Origin of the sequence: Streptomyces sp. NPDC101118 (assembly GCF_044759445.1) — a bacterium.
In the GTDB taxonomy this organism is placed as follows: domain Bacteria; phylum Actinomycetota; class Actinomycetes; order Streptomycetales; family Streptomycetaceae; genus Streptomyces.
Map to the genome: position 1 here is coordinate 38,579 of NZ_JBIVZG010000004.1, position 20,879 is coordinate 59,457.

Annotated in this window: 20 protein-coding genes; 7 read left to right on the forward strand and 13 right to left on the reverse strand. The window is 73.9% G+C overall.

Annotated features, from left to right (window positions below; all coding sequences use genetic code 11):
- Positions 1–24: 24 nt before the first annotated feature.
- The 3 genes from ACIQUQ_RS09030 to ACIQUQ_RS09040 are packed head-to-tail and all read right to left on the reverse strand — an operon-like array spanning position 25 to position 3,694.
- Positions 25–1,725 carry an L-aspartate oxidase gene (locus ACIQUQ_RS09030; protein ID WP_403973003.1) on the reverse strand — a complete coding sequence of 567 codons (1,701 nt, stop codon included), beginning with the start codon at positions 1,723–1,725 and terminating at the stop codon, positions 25–27.
- On the reverse strand, positions 1,722–2,723 hold the full coding sequence (panC, locus tag ACIQUQ_RS09035) for a pantoate--beta-alanine ligase (protein WP_403973006.1): 1,002 nt from the start codon (positions 2,721–2,723) through the stop codon (positions 1,722–1,724). Before panC ends, ACIQUQ_RS09030 begins: the two co-directional genes overlap by 4 nt.
- Positions 2,720–3,694, reverse strand: coding sequence for a Rossmann-like and DUF2520 domain-containing protein (locus tag ACIQUQ_RS09040; protein ID WP_403973008.1), 975 nt, complete (start codon positions 3,692–3,694; stop codon positions 2,720–2,722). Before ACIQUQ_RS09040 ends, panC begins: the two co-directional genes overlap by 4 nt.
- 123 nt (positions 3,695–3,817) lie before the next feature.
- Between ACIQUQ_RS09040 and ACIQUQ_RS09045 the strand changes: the two genes are divergently transcribed.
- Together ACIQUQ_RS09045 and ACIQUQ_RS09050 are read left to right on the forward strand one after the other, a co-directional pair.
- Entirely contained in the window at positions 3,818–5,011 is a 1,194-nt protein-coding gene (locus tag ACIQUQ_RS09045) for a threonine aldolase family protein (RefSeq protein ID WP_403973011.1), read from the forward strand.
- Positions 5,012–5,205: 194 nt separating this feature from the next.
- A complete protein-coding gene (locus ACIQUQ_RS09050; protein ID WP_403973013.1) occupies positions 5,206–6,768 on the forward strand; it encodes a M28 family peptidase in 1,563 nt (520 codons plus the stop codon).
- A 46-nt stretch (positions 6,769–6,814) separates the two neighbouring features.
- Here ACIQUQ_RS09050 and ACIQUQ_RS09055 read toward each other — a convergent pair whose 3' ends face one another.
- Entirely contained in the window at positions 6,815–7,762 is a 948-nt protein-coding gene (locus ACIQUQ_RS09055) for an SAM-dependent methyltransferase (protein ID WP_403973817.1), read from the reverse strand.
- A gap of 155 nt (positions 7,763–7,917) precedes the next feature.
- Here ACIQUQ_RS09055 and ACIQUQ_RS09060 point away from each other — a divergent pair, with 155 nt between their 5' ends.
- Entirely contained in the window at positions 7,918–9,123 is a 1,206-nt protein-coding gene (locus ACIQUQ_RS09060) for a sensor histidine kinase (protein WP_403973016.1), read from the forward strand.
- 3 nt (positions 9,124–9,126) lie between these two features.
- Entirely contained in the window at positions 9,127–9,807 is a 681-nt protein-coding gene (locus tag ACIQUQ_RS09065; protein ID WP_403973018.1) for a response regulator, read from the forward strand.
- Between the two features lie 57 nt (positions 9,808–9,864).
- Here the strand turns inward: ACIQUQ_RS09065 and ACIQUQ_RS09070 are convergent, their stop codons facing one another.
- The 3 genes from ACIQUQ_RS09070 to ACIQUQ_RS09080 all read right to left on the reverse strand — a co-directional run bounded on the left by ACIQUQ_RS09070 (position 9,865) and on the right by ACIQUQ_RS09080 (position 12,564).
- The gene (locus ACIQUQ_RS09070; protein WP_403973020.1) at positions 9,865–10,476 is read right to left on the reverse strand and encodes a hypothetical protein; all 612 of its coding nucleotides are present in this window, start codon (positions 10,474–10,476) and stop codon (positions 9,865–9,867) included.
- 172 nt (positions 10,477–10,648) lie between these two features.
- The gene (locus tag ACIQUQ_RS09075; protein ID WP_403973022.1) at positions 10,649–12,055 is read right to left on the reverse strand and encodes a PH domain-containing protein; all 1,407 of its coding nucleotides are present in this window, start codon (positions 12,053–12,055) and stop codon (positions 10,649–10,651) included.
- The gene (locus ACIQUQ_RS09080) at positions 12,052–12,564 is read right to left on the reverse strand and encodes a PH domain-containing protein (RefSeq protein ID WP_403973024.1); all 513 of its coding nucleotides are present in this window, start codon (positions 12,562–12,564) and stop codon (positions 12,052–12,054) included. Before ACIQUQ_RS09080 ends, ACIQUQ_RS09075 begins: the two co-directional genes overlap by 4 nt.
- 55 nt (positions 12,565–12,619) lie before the next feature.
- Here ACIQUQ_RS09080 and ACIQUQ_RS09085 point away from each other — a divergent pair, with 55 nt between their 5' ends.
- The gene (locus tag ACIQUQ_RS09085; protein ID WP_403973027.1) at positions 12,620–13,762 is read left to right on the forward strand and encodes an NADH-quinone oxidoreductase subunit D; all 1,143 of its coding nucleotides are present in this window, start codon (positions 12,620–12,622) and stop codon (positions 13,760–13,762) included.
- A 101-nt stretch (positions 13,763–13,863) separates the two neighbouring features.
- On the opposite strand, the gene ACIQUQ_RS09090 is transcribed toward ACIQUQ_RS09085, so the two are convergent.
- Complete coding sequence (locus ACIQUQ_RS09090; protein ID WP_403973029.1) at positions 13,864–14,733, reverse strand: NAD(P)-dependent oxidoreductase; 870 nt, start codon at positions 14,731–14,733, stop codon at positions 13,864–13,866.
- Positions 14,734–14,857: 124 nt separating this feature from the next.
- Here ACIQUQ_RS09090 and ACIQUQ_RS09095 point away from each other — a divergent pair, with 124 nt between their 5' ends.
- On the forward strand, positions 14,858–15,430 hold the full coding sequence (locus ACIQUQ_RS09095; RefSeq protein ID WP_403973032.1) for a TetR/AcrR family transcriptional regulator: 573 nt from the start codon (positions 14,858–14,860) through the stop codon (positions 15,428–15,430).
- Here ACIQUQ_RS09095 and ACIQUQ_RS09100 read toward each other — a convergent pair.
- The 5 genes from ACIQUQ_RS09100 to ACIQUQ_RS09120 form a co-directional block, all read right to left on the reverse strand.
- Positions 15,418–16,170 (reverse strand): TetR/AcrR family transcriptional regulator, encoded by a 753-nt coding sequence (locus ACIQUQ_RS09100; protein WP_403973034.1) that lies wholly within the window; start codon positions 16,168–16,170, stop codon positions 15,418–15,420. The two genes, ACIQUQ_RS09095 and ACIQUQ_RS09100, sit on opposite strands and share 13 nt — an antisense overlap.
- A gap of 13 nt (positions 16,171–16,183) precedes the next feature.
- A complete protein-coding gene (locus ACIQUQ_RS09105) occupies positions 16,184–17,212 on the reverse strand; it encodes a hypothetical protein (RefSeq protein ID WP_403973036.1) in 1,029 nt (342 codons plus the stop codon).
- A gap of 153 nt (positions 17,213–17,365) precedes the next feature.
- Positions 17,366–18,346, reverse strand: a complete 981-nt coding sequence (locus ACIQUQ_RS09110; RefSeq protein WP_403973038.1) for an ABC transporter substrate-binding protein — start codon at positions 18,344–18,346, stop codon at positions 17,366–17,368.
- A gap of 87 nt (positions 18,347–18,433) precedes the next feature.
- On the reverse strand, positions 18,434–19,099 hold the full coding sequence (locus ACIQUQ_RS09115) for an ABC transporter permease (RefSeq protein ID WP_403973040.1): 666 nt from the start codon (positions 19,097–19,099) through the stop codon (positions 18,434–18,436).
- 3 nt (positions 19,100–19,102) lie between these two features.
- A complete protein-coding gene (locus tag ACIQUQ_RS09120; RefSeq protein ID WP_403973042.1) occupies positions 19,103–19,780 on the reverse strand; it encodes an ABC transporter permease in 678 nt (225 codons plus the stop codon).
- A gap of 120 nt (positions 19,781–19,900) precedes the next feature.
- Between ACIQUQ_RS09120 and ACIQUQ_RS09125 the strand changes: the two genes are divergently transcribed.
- Complete coding sequence (locus ACIQUQ_RS09125; RefSeq protein ID WP_403973044.1) at positions 19,901–20,866, forward strand: ABC transporter ATP-binding protein; 966 nt, start codon at positions 19,901–19,903, stop codon at positions 20,864–20,866.
- Positions 20,867–20,879: the final 13 nt, after the last annotated feature.

Here is a 20,879-nt window from a genome sequence, read left to right on the forward strand (position 1 = left end):
TCACTGCTCCAGGCTCAGAGGGCTTCAGAGGGCTTCGGAAGGCTCGACCGGCGGGAGGTCCGCCGTCTCGGTGGTCGTCACGACGAGCGCGCGGCGCGTCGTCGCGGAAAGGCGTACCACGAGGTGCCGCCGCCAGGCGGCGTCGTCGCGGTCGGGGTGGTCCTCGCGCCAGTGGCAGCCGCGGGTCTCCTCGCGCCGCTGCGCGGCCGCGACCAGCACCCGGGCGACGCACATCAGGTTGGTCGCCTCCCAGGTGTCGGTGCCGGGCTCGGCCGTCTTGCCGTGCGTCTCCAGCTCGTTGAGCGCCCGGCAGTACAGGGACTCCAGCGCGTCCGCGGCGTCCCGCAGGCTCTCGGCGGAGCGCAGCACGCCCGCGCCGTCCGTCATGATCCGCTGGACCTCGAAGCGGGCGTCGCCGGGCAGCAGGGGGCCGGTCGAGGGCACCGGTATGCCGGGGCCGGCCGAGGTGGGGGCGGAGGAGGCGATGTCCTCGGCGATCCGCTCGGCGAACACCAGGCCCTCCAGCAGGGAGTTGGAGGCCAGCCGGTTCGCGCCGTGCACGCCCGTGCAGGCCACCTCGCCGCACGCGTAGAGGCCCGGGACCGTGGTGCGGCCGCGCAGGTCCGTCCGTACGCCGCCGGAGGCGTAGTGCGCCGCGGGGGCCACCGGGATCGGCCGGGTGACCGGGTCGATGCCGTGGGAGCGGCAGGCGGCCAGGATGGTGGGGAAGCGCTGCTCCCACATCTCGGCGCCGAAGTGCCGGGCGTCCAGGTACATGTGCTGGGCGCCCTGCTCCTGCATGCGCCGCATGATGCCCTTGGCGACGATGTCGCGGGGGGCCAGCTCGGCCAGCTCGTGCTGCCCCACCATGAAGCGGACGCCGTCGGCGTCGACCAGGTGGGCGCCCTCGCCGCGGACCGCCTCGGAGACCAGCGGCTGCTGGCCCTCGGCGTCCGGGCCCAGGAACAGCACGGTCGGGTGGAACTGGACGAATTCGAGGTCGGAGACCTCGGCGCCGGCGCGCAGCGCGAGTGCGACGCCGTCCCCGGTGGACACCGAGGGGTTGGTGGTGGCCGAGAAGACCTGGCCCATGCCGCCGGTCGCGAGGATCACGGCGGGGGCGTGGACGGCGCCGACGCCGTCGTGCTGGCCCTCGCCCATCACGTGCAGGGTGACGCCGGCGGTGCGGCCGGCCGCGTCCTGGAGCAGGTCGAGGACGAGGGCGTTCTCGACGGTCTCGATGCCGGAGGCGTGCACGGCCTCCACGAGCGCCCGGGAGATCTCGGCGCCGGTCGCGTCGCCGCCCGCGTGCGCGATGCGCCGGCGGTGGTGGCCGCCCTCGCGGGTCAGCTCGATCTCCCCGGTCTCCTCCGAGGTGTCGAAGACGGCACCGGTGGCGATCAGCCTCCGTACGGCGTCGGGGCCTTCGGTGACCAGGACGCGTACGGCCTCCTCGTCGCACAGCCCGGCGCCGGCGACCAGCGTGTCGTCCAGGTGCTGCTCGGGGGTGTCGCCCTCGCCGAGCGCGGCGGCGATCCCGCCCTGCGCCCAGCGCGTCGAGCCGTCGTCCAGCCGGGCCTTGGTGACCACGACGGTACGGCGGCCGGCGGCCGCGCAGCGCAGCGCGGCCGTCAGGCCCGCCACGCCGGAGCCGACGACCACGACGTCGGCCTCGATCGCCCAGCCGGGGGCGGGGGCGTGCAGTCGTATGCCGGTGGTGGTCACGTGTGTGCTCCGAACTCCACGGGGATGTTGTCGATCAGCCGGGTCGTGCCGACCTTGGCGGCGACGGCCAGCACGGCCGGTCCGCGGTGGTCGTCGCCGACCTCGGTGAAGTCCGCGGGGTCGACCAGGGCGAGGTAGTCGAGGACGAGCGGCGGCTCGGCCGTGGCCGCCTCGTTCAGCACGGCGAGCGCGGCGGACCGCACCGCCGAGGGCAGCCCGGCCGCGGCCACGGACACGGCGTGCGCGTCGGCCGAGGCGCGGGCCTCGCCCATCTTGGCGAGGGCGGCGGCGCGCTCGTCCGTCGCGGGCGCGGAGGAGGCGCGGGCGGCCAGCGCGGCCTGGGCGGCGAGCCGGTCGCGGCCGGCGAACAGGGCGCGGGAGAGCGCGAGCGCGGTCTCGCGCTCGGTGCCGGAGAGGTAGCGGTTGCGGCTGGACAGGGCCAGGCCGTCGGTCTCGCGGACCGTCGGCACGCCGACGACCTCCACGGGGAAGTTCAGGTCCCGGACCATCCGGCGGATCAGCGCGAGCTGCTGGGCGTCCTTCTGCCCGAAGAGCGCGGTGTCCGGCCGGGTGAGGTGGAGGAGCTTGGCGACGACCGTGAGCATGCCGTCGAAGTGGCCGGGGCGGGTGGCGCCTTCGAGGCGCTCGCCCATGGGTCCCGCGGTGATGCGGACCTGGGGCTCGCCGCCGGGGTAGACCTCGTCGACGCCGGGGGCGAAGACCGCGTCGGCGCCGGCCGCAGCGGCGACCTCGACGTCGGCGTCGAGGGTGCGGGGGTAGCGGTCGAGGTCCTCGTTGGCGCCGAACTGGAGCGGGTTGACGAAGACGGTCACCACGACCTGGCCCTCGATGCCGGTGAGTTCGCGCGCGGTGCGGACGAGCGTGGCGTGCCCCTCGTGCAGGGCGCCCATGGTCATGACGACCGTGCGGCGGCCCTTGAGGGGGAGGCCGTGGAGCTCGTCGGCCGTGCGGAGCACCGGCGGGAGCTGGCGGTTCATCGGTCCCCTCCCTGGGATCCGTGGGGGTCTTCCGGGCCCTGGCCGTCGGGGTCCGGTCCGCCGGGTGCGGCCGCGCCGTCGCCGGTCTCCGCGAGCACGCCGAGCAGGTCCTCGGCCAGCTCGGGCTTGAGCAGCCCGTGGGCGAGGGCACGGTCGGCGGTCGTACGGGCCATCGCGAGGTACCCGGCGACCGTGCCCGGCGCGTGCTTGCGCAGCTCGGCGACGTGCGCGGCGACCGTACCGGCGTCGCCACGGGCCACCGGGCCGGTCAGAGCGGCGTCGCCGGAGCGGAGGGCGTTGTCGAGGGCGGCGCCGAGGAGCGGGCCGAGCATCCGGTCGGGGTGCTCGACGCCGGCCTTGCGGAGCAGTTCCATGGCCTGGGCCACCAGGGTGACGAGGTGGTTCGCGCCGAGCGCGAGGGCCGCGTGGTAGAGCGGACGGGCCTCCTCGGCGATCCACTCGGGCTCGCCGCCCATCTCGATGACCAGCGCCTCGGCCGCGAGCCGGAGCTCCTCGGGGGCGGTGACGCCGAAGGAGCAGCCGGCCAGCCGCTGGACGTCCACGGCCGTGCCGGTGAACGTCATGGCGGGGTGCAGGGCGAGCGGCAGGGCGCCGGCGCGCCGCGCGGGGTCGAGCACGGCCGTCCCGTACCGGCCGGAGGTGTGCACGAGCAGCTGTCCCGGGCGTACGGCGCCGGTCGCCGCCAGCCCCTCGACCAGCCCCGGCAGGGCGTCGTCGGGGACGGTGAGCAGCACCAGGTCGGCGAGGGCCAGCACCTGGGCCGGCGGTACGAGGGGCACGTCGGGCAGCAGGGCGGCGGCGCGGCGCCGGGACGCGTCGGAGACGCCGGAGACGGCGACCGGACGGTGGCCGGCGAGCTGGAGCGCGGCGGCGAGTGCGGGGCCGACGCGGCCCGCGCCGACGACTCCGACGGTGAGCCGGGCGGGGCGGGGCTGCTGTGTTGCGTTCACGCGGGGCGGGCCTTCCGTTCCAGTCCGCGGGGGGTACCGGACGATACGTCGCCATGCTATCCGCTGGGCCGGACGCCGGATTTTCCGTGGCCCGGGCCCAACGGCGGGGGGATCATCGCCCCTATGACCGATCGTGTGGACGACGCTTCCGGACCCGTGGCGGCCGAGGACTCCCTTGGGGTCCCCGGGGACGAGGAGTGGTGGCGGCGGCGGATCGCCGCCTGGCGGGCCTCCGAACGGGTGCTGACGCGGGGTGCCGTGCGCCCCAGCGTCGGCGAGGAGCTGGCGGCGCTGGCCGCGCACGCGGGCGAGGTCTACGACCTGGACCTGACCGTCGACACCTACGGCGACGGGGTGGTCGCCGAGCTGGAGCGCCGGGTGGCGGGGCTGCTGGGCAAGGAGGCGGCGGCCTTCTTCCCCTCGGGGACGATGGCGCAGCAGGTGGCGCTGCGCTGCTGGGCGGGCCGTACGGGCAACCCGGTGGTGGCCCTGCACCCGATGGCGCACCCCGAGGTGTGGGAGGGCGAGGCGCTGTCGGTGGTGTCCGGGCTGCGGGTGGCGCACCCGACGACCGAGGCGCGCCAGCCGACCGCGGAGGAGGTGCGCGGCATGGCGGAGCCGTTCGGGACGCTGATGGTGGAGCTGCCGCTGCGCGACCCGGGCTTCCTGCTCCCGTCGTGGGAGGAGCTGACGGAGCTGGTCGGGGCGGCCCGCGAGCGGGAGGCGGTGGTGCACTTCGACGGCGCGCGGCTGTGGGAGTGCACCACGCACTTCGCGCGGCCCCTCGCGGAGATCGCCGACCTGGCGGACAGCGTGTACGTCTCCTTCTACAAGTCGGTGGGCGGTCACTCGGGTGCCGCGCTGGCGGGCCCGGCCGAGCTGGTGGAGGAGGCCCGGGTGTGGCGGCACCGGTACGGCGGCCAGCTCTTCCGGCAGTTCCCGCAGGCCCTGGCGGCGCTGGTGGGCCTGGAGCGGGAGCTGCCGAAGCTGCCGTCGTACGTGGCGCACGCCAAGGTGGTGGCCGAGGCGCTGCGGGAGGGCTTCGCCGAGGCGGGAGTGCCGTGGTTCCGGCTGGTGCCGGAGGTGCCGGCCACGCACCAGTTCCACGTCTGGCTGCCGTACGAAGCGGAGCGGCTGTCGGAGGCCGCGGTGCGGCAGGCGGAGGAGACGCGGACGACCCTGTTCGCCCGGTTCTTCCCGGGTGGTCCGGTGCCGGGGGTTTCGCTCACGGAGGTGACCGTCGCGGAGGAGGCTCTGGCGTGGTCACCGGCCGAGGTGCGGGCCGCCGTGGGGGAGTTCGTACGCCGGATCGGCTGACGTTTGCGCCCGAACTGTCCAGTACCGGGTGCGCTCTTGTCACTCCCGTAACAGTGTCGACGTACCGCTATCTGGAATTCATAAACCGGAATCAGTGAAAACTCTGGCCAGAGTGGCGGGTTGATGTCTAACGTGCGTCCACCACTCCCCCCACACAGTGCGCGCTTCCTCCTGCCTGTCGTGAAAGGACCTCCATGCCCTCACGCCGTATAGCCGCAGCAACCGCCGCCCTGGCAGCCGCGGCACTCGTCTCCCCGCTGCTCCTCGCGGGTCCCGCCGGCGCCACGCCGGGTGCGGACAGCCCGAGCTGGGCCAACAAGGGGGACGCGCTGGCCAGGAAGCTGGTCAAGGACGCCACGGCGAAGGACGCCTTCAAGCACCTGAAGGTCTTCCAGTCGCTCGCCGACTACAACAACGGCACCCGCGTGGCCGGTTCGAAGGGCCACGAGCAGTCCGCCAAATACATCGAGGCCGTGCTGAAGGCCGCCGGTTACAAACTCTCCCGGCACGAGTTCGACTTCGTCTACACGGAGACGCTGGCCGAGACCCTGAAGGTGGTCTCCCCCGCCGAGCGCGACGTGGCCATCAAGCTGATGACGTACACCGCGAGCGGCCCCGAGGGCGGCGTCACCGCCGGCCTCGCCGTGGCCCCCGTGGACGCCGACAACACCAACGGCTGTGAGCCCGGGGACTTCGCCGCCGGCTCCTTCACCGGCAAGATCGCCCTCATCAAGCGCGGCGGCTGCACCTTCGCCGCCAAGCAGGCCAACGCCGCCGCCGCGGGCGCGGTCGGCGCGATCATCTACAACAACACCGCGGGCGGCCTCAACGGCACCATCGGCGACCCGACCCTCGGCAAGATCCCCACCGGCGGCATCACCCAGGCGGACGGCGAGGCGCTGGCCGCCGAGGCCGCCGCGGGCCCGGTGACCGTCACCCTCGACGTCCGCGAGCTGCGCGAGAACCGCAAGACGTTCAACGTCGTCGCGGAGACCCCGGGCGGCGACGCCGACAACACCGTCTTCCTCGGCGCCCACCTCGACTCCGTCGCGGCCGGACCCGGCATCAACGACAACGGCTCGGGCTCGGCGGGCATCCTCCAGGTGGCCCTGCACCTCGCCAAGTCCAAGGAGAAGGTGAAGAACAAGGTCAAGTTCGCCTGGTGGTCCGCGGAGGAGTTCGGCCTCCTGGGCTCCGAGGCGTACGTGGCCTCGCTCTCCGAGGAGCAGAAGAAGCAGATCAAGCTCTACCTGAACTTCGACATGATCGCGTCGCCGAACGCCGCGTACTTCGTGTACGACGGTGACGACTCGGACGCCACCGGCGCGGGCCCCGGCCCCGAGGGCTCGGCGCAGCTGGAGAAGGGGATCACCGACTTCCTCGACTCCAAGAGCATCCCGCACGAGGGCACCGACTTCACCGGCCGCTCCGACTACGGGCCGTTCATCGAGGTCGGCATCCCCTCCGGCGGCACCTTCACCGGCGCCGAGGGCATCAAGACCGAGGCCCAGGCCGCGAAGTTCGGCGGCCAGGCGGGCGTCGCCTACGACGTGAACTACCACGCCCCCGGCGACGACATCAACAACATCGACCTCAAGGCGTTCGACATCAACATCGACGTCATCGCCGACGCGGTCGGCCACTACGCCTACGACCTGGCCCCGCTCAGCAAGCCGGTCGTCTCCGTCCCGACGGACGGCGACGCGGGCAGCGGCGGCGGCCTGCACGACGGGCACGACCACGGCGTGACCGAGTAGGACCCCTGCGAGGGGCCGGTGCCACGCAGTGGCGCCGGCCCCTCCGTCATGCGCCCGGTACGTCCCCGCCCCCGCCCAGCACGTGTCCGATGCCCCGGGCCTCCAGCAGCCACCCGAAGTCCCCCAGGCCCCCGCGCGCCGTCAGCTCCGCCGCCTCGCCGGCCGCCGCGAGCGCCCGTACGTACCCCGCCGGATCGGTGCCGGCCAGCGACAGCGGCGGCCGCGCGCCCGACACGCCCAGCTCCGCCAGCGCCTCACGCTGGGTCAGCAGCAGCGCCCCGGGCCCGGCGCAGGCGTCCAGCGCGACGTGGGCGGTGATGTCGCAGCCGCCGTCCGGCACCGGGCGCACCTCGCGGCCCTCCCGGAAGCCGGTGAGCGTGCCGTACGGCGGGCGGGCCTCCCGTGCGTGGGCGTAGTCCACGGCCACCGCCAGGCCCCGCTCCAGCGTGCCGGCCGCCGCCGCCCAGGCCTCGTCCCGGGACCGGCCGACCTCGGCGCGCTCCCCCTCCGGCCACCACCGCTCCAGCCACTCCAGGTCCGCGCCGGTCACCGGGTCGCCGGGGGCCTCGGTGCCGTCCGGGGCGACCAGCACGTACCGGCCGCCCTCCACCACGTCGAGCGGGACGTTGTCGAGCCACTCGTTGGCGAAGAGGAGTCCGGTGGTGCCGGCCGGCGGCTCGGCCAGCCAGGTCACGCGCGGGTCCAGCCCCGCCGGCCGCGGGGCGCGCTCCACGGCGTACGGGCGTACGCGGGCCGCCAGCTCCGGCTCCAGCACGGCCAGCACGCCGGCCAGCAGCTCGCCCCGCCCGGCGGCCATGTCGACGAGGTCCAGCGCCTCCGGGTGCCCGAGGGCCGCGTCCACCCGGCGCAGCAGGGCGGCGACGGCCCGCGCGTACAGCGGGGAGGCGTGCACCGAGGTGCGGAAGTGGCCCGCGGGGCCCGGGCCGCCGGGACGCACGTAGAAGCCGCCGGGGCCGTACAGCGCCTCGTCCATCGCCCGCCGCCAGCTCCGCACGGGTCCTCCTCGTCGCTCGGTGATCACCCCACCAAGGCTAGGTGTGCTCTCCACCTTCGGGAGTACGCGTCCGCGGGGTGGATCGCTCCTCCGGTTGACTCCGGCACCCATCCCCCTTCCCTACTCTGGGTTACGTGCAGCGCTTCTACGACTTCCTCCGCAGACACCCGACGGGCGTCGACAGCTTCTGGGCTGTGGTGCTCTTCGGGATCTCCACGCTGGAGGTCGCCTCGCTGAGCGGGAGCACGGCCCACCGCCTGCTGGCGATGATCCCCGTGGCCGCCCTGAGCACCGTCGTGGCGCTGCGCCGCAAGCACACCGCGGCGATGCTGTGGCTGACCATCGGCGCCGGCGCCTTCCAACTGGTCCTGGGCGTCGAGCCGCTGCTGGCGAACCTCGCCATGCTGGTCGTCCTCTACACCGTCGCCGCGGCCGCCGACCTGCCGCGCTGGCTGTCGCGCACGGCCCTCGGCTTCGGGGCGCTCGCCTCGCCGCTGGCCGCCGTCCGCTGGGGCTTCAACAAGTCCGATCCGGCGAACGACATCTTCCTGACGGTCATGATGATGGTGCCGTTCGCGCTGGCCTGGGTGCTCGGCGACTCGGTGCGGACCCGGCGCGCGTACTTCGCGCAGCTGGAGGAGCGGAACCGGCGGCTGGAGAAGGAGCGCGAGGCCCAGGCGAAGGTGGCGGTGGCCGCCGAGCGGGCCCGGATCGCGCGGGAGCTGCACGACGTCGTGGCGCACAACGTCTCGGTGATGGTGGTGCAGGCCGACGGGGCGGCGTACGTCATGGACGTGGCGCCCGAGCAGGCCAAGGAGGCCCTCCAGACCATCTCGGGCACCGGCCGCCAGGCTCTCGCCGAGATGCGCCGGCTGCTGGGCGTGCTGCGCACCGGCGAGCCGCAGGAGTCCGAGGACTACGTGCCGCAGCCGGACGTCGAGCAGATCGAGGTGCTGATCGAGCAGGTCCGGCAGGCCGGGCTGACCGTGGACTTCCAGGTGGAGGGCACCCCGCGTCCGCTGCCGAGCGGCGTGGAGCTGACGGCGTACCGGATCGTGCAGGAGGCGCTCACCAACACGCGCAAGCACGGCGGGCCGGAGGCGGAGGCGAGCGTCCGGCTGGTCTACTTCGACGACGGCCTCGGCCTGCTGGTGGAGGACGACGGGCGGGGCGCGGCGCACGAGCTGTACGAGGACGGCGGCGCCGACGGCGCCGGGCACGGCCTGATCGGCATGCGGGAGCGTGTCGGCATGGTGGGCGGGACGCTCGACGCGGGTCCGCGGCCGGGCGGAGGCTTCCGGATCAGCGCGCTGCTGCCGCTGAAGGGGAAAGGAAACTAGGAGATGTCCATCCGCGTGATGCTGGTCGACGACCAGGTCCTGCTGCGTACGGGCTTCCGGATGGTGCTCGCAGCCCAGCCGGACATGGAGGTCGTGGCCGAGGCGGGCGACGGCCTGGAGGCGCTGGAGGTGCTGCGGTCGACCAAGGTCGACGTGGTGCTGATGGACGTCCGCATGCCGCGGCTCGACGGCGTCGAGGCCACCCGGCGGATCTGCGAGCCGGAGATCCACCCGAAGGTCATCATCCTGACCACCTTCGACCTGGACGAGTACGCGTTCTCCGGGCTGAAGGCGGGGGCCAGCGGCTTCATGCTGAAGGACGTCCCGCCGGGTGAGCTGCTGGCGGCGATCCGCTCCGTGCACAGCGGCGACGCGGTCGTGGCGCCCTCGACGACCCGCCGCCTGCTGGACCGGTTCGCGCCGATGCTGCCGACGACCACCGCCGAGCCGCAGCACAAGGAGCTGGAGCGGCTGACCGAGCGCGAGCGCGAGGTCATGCTGCTGGTGGCGCAGGGGCTGTCGAACGGCGAGATCGCGGCGCGGCTGGTGCTGTCGGAGGCCACGGTCAAGACGCACGTGGGGCGCATCCTGACGAAGCTGGGCCTGCGCGACCGGGTGCAGGTCGTCGTCCTCGCGTACGAGACGGGGCTGGTCAAGGCCGGGAGCGGCGGGGCGGGGCACTAGGTCGTGTCTTGGGTGCCCCCGGACCGCGCCGGTCCGGGGGCACCCGTGCGCCGGGGTTCAGAAGCGCTGGACGAACTCGCAGCCCGGGACGACGGTGTCGAGGCTCGCGTTGTCGGCGATGGCGATGTCGAAGCCCGAGCCGCACTCGACGCGGTCGTAACCGAGGTTGCGGGACACCAGGGTGTCGTTGCCGGCCCGGCCGTTGAAGGTGGTCGGGGTGGGGCCGGCGTCCCAGCCGTCGGTGTCGGTGAGCCGGTCGGCGCCGTTGCCGCCGAGCAGGATGTCCTGGCCCGACCCGCCGTCGAGATCACTGGCGATGGCGGTCTGGTTGTCGGCGCGGTCGTCCTCGTCGCCGAGGGTGGCGCGGATCCGGGTCACGGTGGCGGAGGAGCCGCAGCGGGCGCTGTTGGCGTTGATCCGTACGCACCCGGGCCCCGGCGTGAGGGGGCTCGCGGCGTCCGTGACGACCAGTTGGCCGGACACGATGCTGAAGGACACGTCGTTGGCCTCGCCCGGCAGGGCCGAGTACAGGATCTCGCTCCCGCTGCGGGTGACCAGCGAGGGGCTCGCGCTGGCCGGGCCCGCCACGGCGAGGATGAGGGTGAGGGCGGCGGCGGCCGGGGCGGCCACGCGGAGGGCGGTGGTCAGGCGGGAAGAGCGCAGGTTCATGGGTACGGTCCCTTTGGTTGCCGGTGCGGATCGGATCGAGGACCCGCCGGAACTGGCGTTACCCGGAGTGACCTTTCCACCCATCTGATCAACACACGGTTACCACGAGTGCCGCACAGGACCCCTCGTCCGGCCCGCCGCCGACCGGACCAGCCGAGCCCGCCCGGCCCCCTCAGGTCATCCAGCGCTCGGGACCCGCCGTCAGGCGTCCCGTACGGGAGCGGGCGGCCTGCGCGGCCAGCACCTCGGCGGCCTCGGCCGACCCCCGGAGCCGGGCGGTGACCGTGCCGTTCGCACCGTGGTCGACGTGGACGTCCGCCACGTCCCGGGCCCGCTCCCAGGGGCCCCGGGTCAGCCGTACGCTCTGCACCTTCGCGTGCGGCACCAGCTCGGTACGACGGCACAGCCGCCCGTGCCGCACCGCGAACACCTCGGGCGAGACCGCCAGCCCGTACCCCTTCCACCACACCGGCACCACCCAGCGCGCCCGGCGTCCGGGCGGGGCGGTGAAGGCCAGCGCACCCAGGTCCACGCCGGGCAGCACCCGCGCCACCACGGCCTCGGCGGCCTCCCGCGGGGCGACCGGCACCAGCAGGCCGTTCTTCGACCCCGCCACCGCGAGCTCGACCCGCACCCACCCGCGCCGGCGCCACAGCAGCGGCTCGACCAGCCGCACCATCTGCACCCGCCCCGGGGGCGTCGTCTCGTGCGCCCGGTCCAGCAGCCCGTGGTCGAGGCGCAGCCCGTCCGGCGACTCGGCCACCGTCCAGTCGTACTCGGCGAGGAAGCGGCCGGCACTGGCCGCCCACGCACCGCCCAGGATCGGCAGCAGCACCACCAGCGCGGTCCAGACGCTGCTGGTGAACCGCCACACCACGAAGGGCGCGACCAGGCCGGCCACCACCGACCCCACGACCGACAGGCTCAGCACCAGCGAGAGCGCCAGCTGCCCCGGCTGGACGCGCAGCAGCTCGCGCACGGGCGCCTCGCCGACCTGCGCCGCCTCCGCCGGCGCGAACCCGGCGGCCCGGGCCAGCAGTTCGGCACGCAGCTTCCGGGCCTCGCGCTCGCCCAGGAAGGCCAGCTCGTCCTTGTCCTCCGCGCCGACCACGTCGAGCTTCAGTTTCGCCACGCCCGCGATCCGGCCGAGCAGCGGCTGGGTGACGTCCACCGCCTGGAGCCGGTCGAGCCGGATGTGCGCGGTGCGGCGGAACAGCAGCCCGGTCCTGATCCGCAGCTCCGTGTCGGTCACCGCGAAGTGCGTGAACCACCAGCTCAGGAACCCGTACAGGGCCGCGGCCGGCACCGCGGCGGCCACGATCAGCGCGCCCTTGCCGGACGAGAGCCCGGCGCCCCACTCCTGGACCCGCTCCGGGTTCTGCATGGCGACGCCCGCCACCAGCGCCACCGGCGCCCAGGCCCGCCGGAAGGGGGTGACGGGGTGGAGCCGTCGCTCCTCTGCCCCGGCCGGCCGCTCGTCCGCCGTACCCGTCCGGGGCCCTTCCCCGGGACCCGTGGCCGTCCGGGGCTCTTCCCCGGGCCCCGTGCCCGTCCGCGTCTCCTCCTCGGGCCCCGTCACAGCCCCGCCGACCTCGCCTCGCCCAGCTCCGTGAGCCGGTCCCGCAGCCGCTCGGCCTCCGCCGGGTCCAGCCCCGGGATCCGCGCGTCGGACGCCGCGGCGGCCGTGTGCAGCTGCACCGAGGCCAGCCCGAAGCGCCGCTCCAGCGGGCCCGAGGTGACCTCCACCAGCTGCATCCGCCCGTACGGGACCACCGTCTCCTCCCGCCACAGCACGCCCCGGCTGATCAGCAGGTCGTCGGCCCGCTCCGCGTACCGCCAGGACTTCCAGTTCCGCCCCAGCACCACCCAGCCCCACACCAGCAGCCCCAGCGGCAGCAGCGCGAACAGCGCCCAGCCGGCCCCGGCCAGCACCCCCAGCAGCACCCCCACGGCCACCGTCAGCACACCCAGCCACACCACGAGCAGCAGCCTCCGCAGCGCGAGCAGCCCCCCGGGCAGCCCCACCCATTCCGGCCCCGCGTCCCCCGGACGGCCCGCAGGCCCCGACCCCGTCGTCCCCGTGTCCATCCACCCAGCGTAGGGCTGCGGCAACCCGTACCGCGGGTACTGAGACACTGTCCCCATGACGGAGACCACGGTCGGCATCGGCGGCGCGGCGGAGAGCACCGACATGGTGCTCAACATCGGGCCTCAGCACCCTTCCACGCACGGCGTGCTGCGCCTCCGGCTCGTCCTCGACGGCGAGCGGATCAGCAGCGCGGAACCCGTGGTCGGCTACATGCACCGCGGCGCCGAGAAGCTCTTCGAGGCGCGCGACTACCGCCAGATCGTCATGCTGGCCAACCGCCACGACTGGCTGTCCGCCTTCTCCAACGAGCTGGGCGTGGTCATGGCCGTCGAGCGGATGCTCGGCATGGAGGTCCCCGAGCGGGCCGTCTGGATGCGCACGCTGCTCGCCGAGCTGAACCGGGTGCTCAACCACCTGATGTTCCTCGGCTCGTACCCGCTGGAGCTGGGCGGCATCACCCCGATCTTCCACGCGTTCCGCGAGCGCGAGGAGCTCCAGGCGGTCATGGAGGAGATCTCCGGCGGCCGCATGCACTACATGTTCAACCGGGTCGGCGGCCTCAAGGAGGACCTGCCGCTCGGCTGGCTGGGCCGCGCCCGCGCCGCCATCGCCGACGTCCAGAGCCGGATGGACGTGTACGACGACCTGGTCCGCGGCAACGAGATCTTCCGCGGCCGGACCCGCGGGGTCGGCGTCCTGCGGGCCGAGACGGTCCACGCGTACGGCGTGAGCGGGCCGATCGCCCGCGCCTCGGGCGTCGACTTCGACCTGCGCCGCGACGAGCCGTACCTGGCCTACGGCGAGCTCCAGGACACCCTGAAGGTGGTCACCAGGACCGAGGGCGACTGCCTGGCCCGCTTCGAGGTGCTGCTCGACCAGACGCACAACGCGCTCGACCTCGCCGTGGCCTGCCTCGACCGGATGGAGCAGCTGCCGCCGGGCCCGGTCAACCAGCGGCTGCCCAAGGTCCTCAAGGCCCCCGAGGGCCACACGTACGCGTGGACCGAGAACCCGCTCGGCATCAACGGCTACTACCTCGTCTCGAAGGGCGAGAAGACGCCGTACCGCCTGAAGCTGCGCTCCGCGTCCTACAACAACATCCAGGCCCTGGTGGAGCTGCTGCCCGGCACCCTGGTCGCGGACATGGTCGCGATCCTCGGCTCGCTCTTCTTCGTCGTGGGCGACATCGACAAGTAGGCGGCACCGGACCCCGGCGGACAGCTCGGCGGCGCCTCACCCCGGCGCCCGGCCGGCGGCGCCGGGCCCCGACCGCCGGCCGCGCCCGGCCCCGCGGGCCGTCAGGCTGCCGCGGGCGACCGCAGCAGCCGCACCAGGCTGGTGTTGCTGTCGGCGCCGTGCCCGGCGGCGACCCCGCGCCGGAAGAGTTCGGCGTGCGCCGCGAGGAGCGAGGTGTCGTTCCCCGACTCCTCCAGCGTGTGCAGGATGTGCTCCACGCTGGCCAGGCACATCGTGAGCCGGTCGACCTCACCGCCGTGGTCGCCCGCGTCGACGCGGGGCGCGTAGAAGTCCATGAACCCGCGCATGCTGTCGGCGGTGTACGTGGCGTACGGCAGGAAGTCGGCGGCCGTCAGGCCGTTGGCCTCCGCCAGCGCCACCGCCTGGATCCAGCCGGTCATCGAGCTCCAGAACACCACCATGTTGAGCTGGTAGTAGAGCGCCGCCAGCCCCGGCTCCTCGCCCCGGAAGTCGGGGGTGGTCAGCACCTCCAGATCGGCGCGCAGGGCCTCGTACAGCTCGCGCGGACCGCTGTAGAAGGCGGAGGACTCGGGCTTGCCCATGCCCGAGGGCGGGATGTTCATGGCTCCGACCAGGTACGAGGCGCCCCGCCCGGCCGCCCACCGCGCGGCCGCCCGCACCTTCTCCGGGCTGTCGGACGACAGGTTGACCAGCACCCGCCCCGAGAGGTCGGCGTCGCCGAGCGTCGGGTACATCGCGTCGGTGTCGATCAGGCTCAGCAGCACCGGTCCCCCGGCGGCCAGCGCCTCCCCCACCGAGCCGGCCACCGTCGCGCCCCGCGCGGCCAGGGGCTCCGCCTTGGCACGGGTGCGGTTCCAGACGGTCACCTCGTAGCCGGCGGCCAGGTAGGCCTCGGCCATGGCCTGCCCCATCGGGCCCAGACCGATCACGCTCACAGCTCGCTTGCCCATGACTCTCCCCTTGAGACACTCGTGAAGCACCACTAGAACGAACGCTCTATCCAGAACGTGGGACCGACCGTAGCACAGGCTCTAGAGCGAACGCTCTATTTAGTGAGTGGGGTACGCTGCGCCCATGACACTGGGGACAAGGGACCGCCTGGTCAGGACCGCGTCACGGCTGATGCAGCACCAGGGGTACGAGAACGCGCCGATCAAGCAGATCGTGCGCGAGGCGGAGGCCACCCTCGGCTCGCTCTACCACTTCTTCCCCGGCGGCAAGCAGGAACTGGCGGTGGCCGCCGTCCAGTTCGGCAACGAGGAGTTCGCGGCACTGCTCCGCGACGGCCTGGAGTCGGAGACCGACCCGGCCGAGGCGGTACGGGCCGTCGCCGCGCTGCTCGCGAAGGCCCTGCACTCCTCCCAGTGGGCGGACGGCTGCCCCGTGACGGCCACCGCGCTGGAGACCCTCGACCGGCTCCCCGACATCCAGGAGGCCTGCGCCCGCGCCTTCCGCGACTGGCAGGCCATCGTGGCGGAGCGGCTGGTCGCGGGCGGGATCGCCGAGGCCGACGCCCGGCAGCTGGCCGTGACCGTCATCAACACCCTCGAAGGAGCCGAGGTGACCGCCCAGGTCACCCGGGACGAGGCGCCGCTGCACACGGCGGGCGAGCACCTGGCCCGGCTGATCGGGACCTACGCGGGCTGAGCCGGCGGGTCCTGCGCTCCGGAGCGGCGGGCGATCAGGACGCCCAGGCCGTCCAGGAAGGCGCGGAGGCCGAACTCCAGCGCCTGGCCCTGCGCTCCCGGCGGGGTGGTGGCGAGGGCGTCGAGGAAGGCGGGGTAGCGGTCGGCGTGGTCGTGCAGGACGCCGTCCAGCGCGGACAGCAGGCCGGCCTCGGTGTCGGCGCCGGGCGCCGCGGCGCGGGCCTGGTCGGCGATGCCGCGTACGTGGCTCGCCAGCACCGCCACGGCGTCCAGCCGCTCCGCACCGGTGAGGCCGGTGCCGTCGAGGGCGGTCAGGGCGCTCTCCATCCAGGACAGCTCCACCGGACCCAGCAGCCGGGGGCCGACGGTGGCGTCCAGCAGCCAGGGGTGGCGCAGGAAGGCCGCGTACAGGTCCCGGGCCCAGGCGGCGAGGCGCTCGCGCCAGCCGCCCCCACCGGCCGGCGGCGGCCCGCCGATCGCGTTCTCCACCATCACCGCGACCAGTTCGGCCCGCCCCGGCACGTAGCGGTAGAGCGACATCTTGGTCTTGCCCAGCTGCTCCGCCACCCGCTGCATGGACAGGGCCGGCAGCCCCTCGGCGTCGGCGATCCCGATCCCGGCCCGGGCGATCCCGTGCAGGGTCAGCGCCGGCTTGGGGCCGCGGCGGGGACCCGCGGGCGGGCCCCACAGCAGCCGGACCAGCTCGTCGCGGCCGGCCCCGGCGTCGTGCTCCTCGCTCATGGCCCCTCGGGGCCTACGAGATCGCCGTGCGCAGGGCGCCGACGTCGATGGCCTCGGTCTCGTCGTGCGCGGTCAGGTCGATGACCTGGCCGACGGCGCGGTGCCCGGCCTCGCGCGGCTTGAACTCCGGGTCGGCCGACTCCGCCTTGTGGACCGCGAGGGCCTCGGCACCGACCACGTCGGCCAGGTCCTCGTTCTGCACGGCCTCGATGGCGGCCTTGGCCTGGGCCGCGGTCTTGGTGCCGAAGAAGTCGAAGCCGCCCTCCACGCGGGAGGCCGTACGGGAACCCGCGTACGGGGCGACCACGGCCTGCCGGCGGCGCTCGGGCAGCGCGGGGGCGCCGGGCCGGGCGTGCTCGCCTTCGGGTGCGGCCGGGGCGTCGGAGCCGGAAGCGGCCCCGTCCGCCGCGGTGGCCTCCCCGCCGGAACGGTTGCTCTTGCCGTCGCCGCCGCCGTTGCCGCCGCCGGGGCGCGGCGCGGGCAGGGCCGCCGGGGTCCTGCCCGGGCCCACCGCCCGGGTCTGCTTCCTCGTCTCGGCCTTGCGGGCCAGCGCGGCCATCGCCGCGTGCGCGCGGGCGTAGCCCACCGGGGTCGGGGCGCCGGCCGTCGTGCGCTCCTCGGAGGGGGCCGGCAGCTCCTTGGCGCCGGCGGGCGCCGAGACCTCGATGGCGAGCAGGCGGCGCCCCTCCAGGGCGCTGGCGCGCTCGGTCTCCGCGGTGGCGTAGCGGCGCAGCAGGGCCGCGTGCTCCCCGCGCAGGCCCGCCAGTTCGACGCGCTTGGCCCGCAGCTTGGCGTCCAGCCGGGCCCGTACCGCGCGGGACTCCTCCAGCTCGGACTCCAGCTCCGCGATGCGGTCCTCGCTGCGCCACTCCTCTCGCACCCGTTCGCGGGTCAGCTCGGCGACGCGACGGCCCGCGGCCCGGTCCCAGTTGCGCATCACGACGGCGCCGGTCACGCCGGCGGCCGCGGTGAGGGCGACCAGGAGGCGGAGGGCCACCGGTTCCGCCAGCAGCCAGGCGACGGCGGCGCTCGTGAGCGACACACCGGCGACTGTCGTGGGGGTCAGCAGCCTGTGCAGGGGCGGCGAATGGCGGTGGCGTCCACGTGGCATGGCCTGAAATTTACAGTGCGTGGGCATGCCGTGGGGTAACCGCCCGGCAATCTGTTCCCAGGCGGTTACCCATACGCGGAAGGGCTACTTCGCAATCAGCCCCTTCTCCGTCAAGTACGCCTCGGCGACATCGGCCGGTTTGGCCCGCTCCGCGTCGACCTTGCGGTTGAGTTCGACGAGATCCGCCGTGGTCAGGGCCTTGGTCAACTTCGCGAGCGCGGCGGCGATCTCGGGACTTCCGGCATCCTTCGCATTCACCACCGGAAGGACGTTGTCGGCGTTCTGCAGCTTCTTGTCGTCCTCCAGCAGCACCAGCCCGAAAGCCTCCAGCGTCGCGTCGGTGGTCGTGGTGAGAACCAGCTGGTCAACGCCGTCCTTGACGGCCTGCTTGGCCTGCGGGGTACCGACTCCCTTGGGGTCGATACCGGAAACATCGATTCCGTATGTGGCCTTCAGACCCACCGCGCAGAACGGCCGGACCGCGCATTCGTCACCAGCCGCGATCTTCACCTTCAGCTTCGACCTGCCGAGGTCCGAAAGGGTCTTCAGGTTGTTCTTCCGGGCGAATTCCCCGCTCACGGCGAAGGCGTTCTGGTCGACCGCCCCGCCGGCCGGAAGGGCCTTCAGCCCCAGCGGGCCCGCGAGCTTCTCCAGAGCGGCCACCGTGCCCGCCACGTCACTCGACGCGACCGGCTTCTCCTCGGGTGCCTTCGGGCCGTTCACCTTGGCATTCAGGAACTCGGCGAGCGTGGCCGCGTATTCCGGCACGACGTCGATCTCGCCCTTCTCCAGGGCCGGCTCGTACAGCTCGCGGTTGCTCACCGTCTTGATCGAGGTGCCGTAGCCCGCGTCCTTGAGCACCTGGGCGTAGAGCTCCGCCAGCACGTTGGACTCGGTGAACCCGGCCGCACCGATGACCAGCGAGCCCTTTCCGCCCGAGCCGGCGGGGGCCGAGGAGCCGCCCTCCTTGCTCTTCTCCAGGCTCTCGCCGCCGCACGCGGCGAGCGAACCGGTCAGGGCCAGCACCCCGAGTGCGGCGCCGAGCAGGCGCGTGGTCTTGGACATGAGAACTCCGATCACAGCAGAAGGACGAACGGCGGACGGCGGACGGTCGGGGGCTCGGAAACGCGGGACACGGGCCACGGGCACGGGTCAGCGGCGGCGGACCGGCCACAGCAGCCGGTCGCCCAGCACCAGCACCCCCTCGACGACCAGGGCCAGCAGGGCCACCAGCAGCGCCCCCGCCACGACCTGCGGGGTGTCGTACGTGGTGAAGCCCGCGGTGATGATCCGGCCGAGACCGCCCTGGCCGACCATGGCCGCGATGGTCGCCGTGGCCACGACCTGCACCGCGGCGGACCGCAGCCCCGTCATCACCAGCGGCCTGGCCAGCGGCAGTTCGACCCGCCGGAACACCTGTCCGCCGGACATGCCCATGCCCCGGGCGGCCTCCACCACGCTCCGGTCCACCTCCCGCACGCCCACGTACGCGTTGGTCAGCAGCGGCGGCACCGCGAACAGCACCAGCGCCGTGATCGTCGGAAGGTAACCGGCGTTCCGCAGCGGGGAGACCATGAACAGCGCCAGCACCGCGAACACCGGCACCGCGCGCCCCACGTTGGACACCTGCGCGGCCAGCGCCCCGCCCCGGCCCACGTGGCCCAGCCACAGCCCCACGGGCAGCGCCACCGCACAGGCCACCGCGAGGGCCACCCCGCTGACGTACGCGTGCTCGGCGAGCCGGTGCCACACGCCCGACTCCCCCGACCAGTGGCCCGAGTCGCTCAGCCACCGCCACGTCCCGGCGGGTACGGACATCGCTCAGGCCCCCTTCGCCGCACGGGTCCAGGGCGTCACCAGCCGCTGCACGCCGAGCAGCAGCAGGTCGGCGGCCAGCGCCAGCAGCACGCACAGCACGGAGGCGGTCAGCACCTGCGCCTTGAACGAGCTCTGCACGGCCGGCGCGATGAGGTTGCCCAGGCCGCCCGCGCCGACGATGGAGCCCACCGTGGTCAGCGCCACCGTCGAAACGGTCGCGATGCGCACCCCGGCCAGCAACGCGGGCAGCGCCAGCGGCAGTTCCACCTGCCACAGCAGCCGCCCCGGCCCGTACCCCATCCCGCGGGCGGCCTCCCGGACCTCCTCCGGCACGGCCTCAAGACCGGCCAGCACGTTCCGCACCAGGATCGTCAGGGAATACAGCACCAGCCCGGTCACCACGAGCGCAGCCGACAGTCCGAAGAGCGGCAGCAGCAGCGAGAACATCGCCAGCGAGGGCACCGTGTAGAGCAGGGTGGTCACGGTCAGCACCGGCGCCGCCCACCGCCGCCCGCGCCGCGCGAGGAGCGCGAGCGGCACGGACACGGCCACCCCGATCAGCACCGAGGCGAGCGTGATCCACACGTGCTGCAGCGTGGCGTCGGTCAGCTCCTGGCTGCGCGAACGGACGTACTCCCAGCAGATCCAGTCGTTCGCAACCAGGCAGTTCGGCGCTGCCATCCCTTCACCCCCGTCTCGCTCCCGACCATAACCCCGGTCACCGACAACACCCGGGATCCTTCGCACGCGGGCAACACTCCCTTCACACGGGGCCGTCCGGGATGCGCGAGGATGGCAGGCGTGATCCGATTCGAGCAGGTGAGCAAGCAGTACGAGGACGGCACCACCGCCGTCGACGACCTCTCCTTCGAGGTGGCGGAGGGCGAACTCGTCACCCTCGTCGGCGCGTCCGGCTGCGGCAAGACCACCACGATGAAGATGGTCAACCGGCTCATCGAGCCCAGCTCCGGCCGGATCCTCCTCGACGGCCACGACATCGCCGGCGCCGACCCGGTCGAACTCCGCCGCCGCATCGGCTACGTCATCCAGCAGGTCGGCCTCTTCCCGCACAAGACCGTGCTGGAGAACACCGCCACCGTCCCACACCTGCTGGGAGTGAAGAAGGACCGGGCCCGCGCCCGCGCCGCCGAACTCCTCGAACTCGTCGGCCTCGACCCCGCCGTGTACGGCCCCCGCTACCCCGAGCAGCTCTCCGGCGGCCAGCGCCAGCGCGTCGGCGTGGCCCGCGCCCTGGCCGCCGACCCGCCGGTGCTGCTCATGGACGAGCCCTTCGGGGCCGTGGACCCGGTGGTCCGCGAACGCCTCCAGAACGAGTTCCTCGCCCTCCAGCGCACGGTCCGCAAGACGATCCTGCTCGTCACCCACGACCTGGAGGAAGCCGTCCGGCTCGGCGACCGGATCGCCGTCTACGGACAGGGCACCATCGAGCAGTTCGCCGCCCCCGCCGAGGTGCTGGGCTCCCCCGCCACCCCGTACGTGGCCTCCTTCGTCGGCGCCGACCGCGGCCTCAAGCGGCTGGCGGTCACCCCCGTCGGCCGCGCCGACCTGGAGCCCGCGGAGCCCGGGGACGGCACGCCCGGCGTACGGCTCCCCCTGGGCGCCTCGCTGCGGGAGGCGCTCGCGCTGCTGCTCCAGGAGGACTCCGGGCGGGTGGGGGTCACGGATCCCGGCTCGGGCGCGCTGGTCGGCGTACTCACCCCGCTGTCGGTGCACCGCGCACTGCGCCGGGCCTCGGCGGACCCCTAGGCCCTTCCTTCGG

Excerpts from the sequence above, each read along its gene's own strand:
- ACIQUQ_RS09055 (WP_403973817.1), bottom strand. The coding sequence starts at position 7,762 with ATGGACGAGGCGCTGTACGGCCCCGGCGGCTTCTACGTGCGTCCCGGC.
- panC (WP_403973006.1), bottom strand. The coding sequence starts at position 2,723 with ATGAACCGCCAGCTCCCGCCGGTGCTCCGCACGGCCGACGAGCTCCAC.
- ACIQUQ_RS09090 (WP_403973029.1), bottom strand. The coding sequence starts at position 14,733 with ATGGGCAAGCGAGCTGTGAGCGTGATCGGTCTGGGCCCGATGGGGCAG.
- ACIQUQ_RS09110 (WP_403973038.1), bottom strand. The coding sequence starts at position 18,346 with ATGTCCAAGACCACGCGCCTGCTCGGCGCCGCACTCGGGGTGCTGGCC.
- ACIQUQ_RS09115 (WP_403973040.1), bottom strand. The coding sequence starts at position 19,099 with ATGTCCGTACCCGCCGGGACGTGGCGGTGGCTGAGCGACTCGGGCCAC.
- ACIQUQ_RS09065 (WP_403973018.1), top strand. The coding sequence starts at position 9,127 with ATGTCCATCCGCGTGATGCTGGTCGACGACCAGGTCCTGCTGCGTACG.
- ACIQUQ_RS09080 (WP_403973024.1), bottom strand. The coding sequence starts at position 12,564 with ATGGACACGGGGACGACGGGGTCGGGGCCTGCGGGCCGTCCGGGGGAC.
- ACIQUQ_RS09085 (WP_403973027.1), top strand. The coding sequence starts at position 12,620 with ATGACGGAGACCACGGTCGGCATCGGCGGCGCGGCGGAGAGCACCGAC.
- ACIQUQ_RS09100 (WP_403973034.1), bottom strand. The coding sequence starts at position 16,170 with ATGAGCGAGGAGCACGACGCCGGGGCCGGCCGCGACGAGCTGGTCCGG.
- ACIQUQ_RS09050 (WP_403973013.1), top strand. The coding sequence starts at position 5,206 with ATGCCCTCACGCCGTATAGCCGCAGCAACCGCCGCCCTGGCAGCCGCG.
- ACIQUQ_RS09070 (WP_403973020.1), bottom strand. The coding sequence starts at position 10,476 with ATGAACCTGCGCTCTTCCCGCCTGACCACCGCCCTCCGCGTGGCCGCC.
- ACIQUQ_RS09095 (WP_403973032.1), top strand. The coding sequence starts at position 14,858 with ATGACACTGGGGACAAGGGACCGCCTGGTCAGGACCGCGTCACGGCTG.
- ACIQUQ_RS09045 (WP_403973011.1), top strand. The coding sequence starts at position 3,818 with ATGACCGATCGTGTGGACGACGCTTCCGGACCCGTGGCGGCCGAGGAC.
- ACIQUQ_RS09120 (WP_403973042.1), bottom strand. The coding sequence starts at position 19,780 with ATGGCAGCGCCGAACTGCCTGGTTGCGAACGACTGGATCTGCTGGGAG.